Origin of the sequence: Rathayibacter sp. AY1D2 (assembly GCF_002932695.1) — a bacterium.
Classification (GTDB): domain Bacteria; phylum Actinomycetota; class Actinomycetes; order Actinomycetales; family Microbacteriaceae; genus Rathayibacter.
Genome location: NZ_PSVX01000107.1, coordinates 1 through 5063, shown reverse-complemented (window position 1 = coordinate 5063; position 5063 = coordinate 1). Strand labels below are relative to the sequence as shown.

Sequence of the window (5063 nt, the reverse complement as noted above, 5' to 3'; positions counted from 1 at the left end):
GGTCGGCTTCGCCGGCGCGCTGGTCGCGACCATGGCGCTCCCCGCCTACGCCTTCACTCCGGGCAGCCAGGACGACGGGCTGTTCGCGGCGTCGCGAGCCGACCTCCTCCGCCAGGGCTCCGCGCAGACCGTCGCCGTCGACGGCGGAGTGGTGCAGGCCGCGATCGCCCGCGACGGCTTCTCGGCCGAGGCGGCGCCCCCGCCGCCCGCACCGGAGCCCGAGCCCGCCGTGGTGGCCGAGCCCGTCGTCGACACGAGCGACGTCGCCGAGGCGCGCGCCGAGACCGCCGAGGAGTTCAACTCCTACTCCGGCGCCTCGGCCAGCGAGATCGCAGCCGCCGCCCCGACCACCAGCTACAGCCTCTCGGCGGTGTTCGACACGGCGATGCAGTACCAGGGCGTGCCCTACGTCTTCGGTGGAGCCGACCCGAGCGGCTTCGACTGCTCCGGCTTCGTGATGTACGTCTTCGCGCAGTACGGCATCTCGATGCCGCACTCGGCCGCGGGCCAGGGCGCCATGGGCACCCCCGTCTCGCTCGCCGACGCGCAGCCCGGCGACCTCGTCATCATGGACGGCCACGACGGCTTCTACGCCGGCAACGGCAACATCCTGCACGCACCCTACGAGGGCGCGAGCGTCCGCGTGCAGCCGCTGTGGACCTCCGACTACCGGATCGTGCGCATCAACGGCTGATCCGGTCGATCCGCTCGAGAGCCCGTCCCCTCCTGGAGGGGGCGGGCTCTCGTCGTCCCGCCGTGTGAACGCCGCGTGACGAATCCGGACCGACCCCTGGTGTTCCGGGCGTGAAGGGTTAACCTGAACCCCAGTCCGCTCGCGTGGCGAGCGGATCGATTCGTCGAGGGACGGAGTGCCGGGATGGCCGAGCGGAGCGGGCGCCACAGCGTGGGGCTGCGCTCGCGCGTGTGGCCGGCCGATTCGATACGCGCGCGGGTCCTCACCGCGGCGGTGCACTCCTCCGACACGCGGATACGACTCCACGTCATCGCGCGGCACTCCGCCGCGGCCTCGCAGGGCGCCGTCATCACGACGGCGCCCTTGCTCGTGGTCGCGGCGCCTTCGCGTGACGGCGTGCGACAGCACGGAGGTCACTGATGCGCACTCTGGTTCTCAACGCCGGCTACGAGCCGCTCGCGGTGGTGTCGTTCAAGCGGGCCCTGGTCCTGCTGATGACGGAGAAGGCGACCGTGATCGCCGCGGACGAGGGCAATCCGGTGCACAGCGCGCACGGCGACCACGTGCGGCCCTCGGTGATCGTGCTGACCCGGTACGTGCGCATCCCGAGCGGCCGGAGTGTGCCGGTATCGCGCCGGGGCGTGCTCCGCCGGGACAACCACCGCTGCGGCTACTGCGGTCAGCACGCGGCGACGATCGACCACATCCAGCCCAAGTCGCGCGGGGGCCGGGACACGTGGGAGAACCTCGTCGCCTGCTGCCAGCGCTGCAACAACGTCAAGAGCGACCGCACCCCGCACGAGATGGGATGGCGTCTGCGCACCGTCCCCCGGATGCCGCGCGCCGGCTCCTGGCTCGTGCGCGGCGCGGAGCGGACGCAGCCCGATTGGGACGACTACCTGGCTCCCGCAGCCTGACGCTGCGGAGTCGGCATCGCCCCCGCGGATATCCGATGACGACGTTCCGCCGTTCGAGTGGACGCGGTGCGAGGGGCGGGCTCGGCAAGGCGGAGGAGGAAGCGATACCGGCGGTATCGCGCCTGACGACAACGCCGCTGAGGCCGTCCCTCGCGCCGCGTCATTCGTTGTCGTTGCCGGTGTTGGCGCTGGCGTTGCCGGAGCGCTCGCCGGCCCAGGTCCAGTTCGCGACCTCGGGGATGTCCTCGCCGTGCTCGCGGGTGTAGGCGCGGGCGCGGATGCGGGCGTCCTGCATCTCCTGGCGGAGACCGGCGGCGCGGGCGCCGAGGCCGGGGGTCCGGTCGATGACGTCGATCACCAGCGAGTAGCGGTCGAGGTCGTTGAGCATCACCATGTCGAACGGAGTGGTGGTGGTGCCGTTCTCCTTGTACCCGCGCACGTGCAGGTTGCCGTGGCCGGTCCGCTTGTAGGTCAGTCGGTGGATGAGCCACGGATAGCCGTGGTACGCGAACACGATCGGGCGGTCGGGGGTGAAGACCGCATCGAACTCGCGGTCGGAGAGGCCGTGCGGGTGCTCCGACTCCGACATCAGGCGCATCAGATCGACCACGTTGACCGTGCGGATCGCGAGGTCCGGCAGCTTCTCGCGGAGGATGCTCACCGCCGCGAGGGTCTCGAGGGTCGGCACGTCGCCCGCGCAGGCGAGCACGACGTCCGGGGACTCGCCCTGTCGCTCGCTGCTCGCCCACTCCAGGATGCCGAGTCCGCGCGTGCAGTGGGCGACCGCCTCCGCCATCGTGAGCCACTGGGGCGAGGGCTGCTTCCCGGCGACGACCACGTTGACGTAGTCCACGCTCCGGAGGCAGTGGTCGTAGGTCGAGAGGAGCGTGTTCGCGTCGAAGGGCAGGTAGACGCGCACGACCTCGGGCTTCTTGTTGACGACGTGGTCGATGAAGCCCGGGTCCTGGTGGCTGAAGCCGTTGTGGTCCTGGCGCCAGACGTGGCTCGAGAGCAGGTAGTTGAGGCTCGCGATCGGGCGGCGCCACTCGATGTCGCGGGTGCCGTCCAGCCACTTCGCGTGCTGGTTGAACATCGAGTCGATGATGTGGATGAACGCCTCATAGCAGGTGAAGAGCCCGTGGCGGCCGGTGAGCAGGTAGCCCTCCAGCCAGCCCTGGCACTGGTGCTCCGAGAGCACCTCCATGACCCGCCCAGCGCGAGCCAGGTGGTCGTCGAGGGGGCTGAGCTCGGCGTCCCACTGCTTGTCGGTGGCGGCGTAGACGGACTGCAGCCGGTTGCTCGCGACCTCGTCCGGTCCGAAGAGGCGGAAGTTGGTCGGGTTGGCGCGGATGACGTCGGCGAGCCATTCGCCGAGCACCTTCGTCGCCTCCGCGACGGTGCCACCCGGCTGCTCCACGACGACCTCGTAGCGGCGGAAGTCGGGCAGGTCGAGGGTCTGCCGCAGCAGCCCGCCGTTCGCGTGCGGGGTCGCGCTCATCCGCAGCTCGCCGTCGGGGGCCAGCGAGCGGACGCGGTCGACCACGCCGCCCTCCTCGGTGAAGAGCTCCTCGGGCCGGTAGGAGCGGAGCCAGTCCTCGAGGAGCCGAGTGTGCGCCTCGGTGTCGCGGGCGTTGGGCAGCGGGACCTGGTGCGAGCGGTAGGTGCCCTCCACCTGGACGCCGTCGATCTCGGTCGGGCAGGTCCAGCCCTTCGGGGTCTTCAGCACGATCATCGGCCAGGCCGGGCGTGAGAGGTCGCCGGCGGCGGCGCGCTCCTTGATCGCCGCGATGCGGTCGAGCACCGTGTCCAGGACGTCGGCGAACCGCTCGTGCACGCGCATCGGGTCCTCGCCGTCGAAGCCGCCCTCGACGAGGTACGGCTCGTGGCCGTAGCCCCGGAGGAGGCTGTCGAGCTCCTCCTGCGGGATGCGGGCGAGGACGGTCGGGTTCGCGATCTTCCAGCCGTTGAGGTGCAGGATCGGCAGGACGACCCCGTCGGTGAGCGGGTTCACGAACTTGTTGGAGTGCCAGCTGGTGGCGAGCGGGCCGGTCTCGGCCTCGCCGTCGCCGACGACCGCCGCGACCAGGAGGTCCGGGTTGTCGAAGGCCGCTCCGTACGCGTGGCTCAGCGCGTACCCGAGCTCTCCGCCCTCGTGGATGCTGCCCGGAGTCTCGGGGGCGGCGTGGCTGGGGATGCCCCCGGGGAAGCTGAACTGGCGGAAGAGGCGGCGCAGCCCCTCCTCCGACTCGTCGATGTGCGAGTAGATCTCGCTGTAGGTGCCGTCGAGGTAGGCGTTGGCGACCATGCCCGGTCCGCCGTGGCCGGGACCGGTGATGTAGAGGGTCGGCTGGCGGCGCTCGCGGATCGCGCGGTTCAGGTGCGCGTAGATCAGGTTGAGGCCGGGGGTGGTGCCCCAGTGGCCGAGCAGGCGGGGCTTGATGTCCTCCCGGCTCAACGGGGTCTTCAGGAGCGGGTTCGCGAGCAGGTAGATCTGCCCGACCGCGAGGTAGTTCGCGGCGCGCCACCAGGCGTCGACCGTGTCGAGAGTGTCCTGGGTCAGCTCGGCGTCGGCGGGTCGGGCGATCCAGCTGTGCTCGGGGACGGGCAGGAGAGACGGAGCGGGGGAGTCGGCCATGTGTCCACGCTGGCATCCGGACGCCCGGGGCGGAAGGGCCTTGCAGGCCCGGCTCCGGAGGGGGTCAGCCGCGCGGCGTCGCCCGGCGGAGGACCAGCGAGCCCACCACCGTCAGGAGCGCGGCGGGGACGAGGAGCAGAGCGGCGGCTCCGGCGGTCCCCGCGCTCTCGAGGACGTCCGCCACGACCGGCCGGCCCCCGGCGAGAGCGACGACGACGACCACCGCGAGTGCCACCGCTCCGAGGGCGAGGAGGAAGGCCGTCACTCCGCGCTCCCGCCAGCGGAGGAAGACCGCGCCCGCTGCTCCGCCGAGGGCGAAGGCGGCGAGGAGCGAGCAGAGCAGGACGACGAAGCGCTCGAGCCACGGGCCGTCGAGGGGAGAGGCGAGGAAGAGCGCGCCGCCCAGCCACCAGCCCCCGGTCGCCTCCTCGATCGCCCCGAGGGCCACGACGATCGCGGACCAGAGCACGGACAGTGCCGCGAAGGCGAGGGCGCTGCCGAGGACGTGGTCGCGCCGGGTCGCTCCGTAGCTCAGCGCCAGCCCGAAGGTGGCGGTCGTGGCCTGGATGGAGCCGATGAAGAGGAAGACGACGATCAGCATCCCCGGCCCCACGAGGAGGATGCCGGAGTCACCGCCGCCCCGCTCGGCCCCGATCCCGCGGAGGACGAGCCACCAGATCACGAGGTTGCCGGCGAGGACGGCGAGCAGGACGAGCAGCGGCCAGCCGAGGACCGTCCCGGGGTGGGCGAGGTGGAGCCTCAGAACGGAGAGGATCCTCCGCGGGGAGGCGGAGCGGCGACGGCGGCGGTCTACGTG

Annotated in this window: 4 protein-coding genes; 2 read left to right on the top strand and 2 right to left on the bottom strand. The window is 71.8% G+C overall.

Annotated elements, in window-relative coordinates; translation table 11 throughout:
* On the top strand, positions 1–694 hold a 694-nt coding region (locus tag C5D04_RS18435; RefSeq protein WP_104348133.1), incomplete at its 5' end, for a C40 family peptidase.
* Between the two features lie 419 nt (positions 695–1113).
* On the top strand, positions 1114–1611 hold the full coding sequence (locus C5D04_RS17415; RefSeq protein WP_104224608.1) for an HNH endonuclease: 498 nt from the start codon (positions 1114–1116) through the stop codon (positions 1609–1611).
* A gap of 160 nt (positions 1612–1771) precedes the next feature.
* Here the strand turns inward: C5D04_RS17415 and C5D04_RS17410 are convergent, their stop codons facing one another.
* Complete coding sequence (locus C5D04_RS17410) at positions 1772–4246, bottom strand: phosphoketolase (protein WP_104348131.1); 2475 nt, start codon at positions 4244–4246, stop codon at positions 1772–1774.
* Between the two features lie 64 nt (positions 4247–4310).
* The coding region (locus C5D04_RS18430) for a hypothetical protein (protein ID WP_104348130.1) at positions 4311–5063 on the bottom strand (753 nt) is incomplete at its 5' end.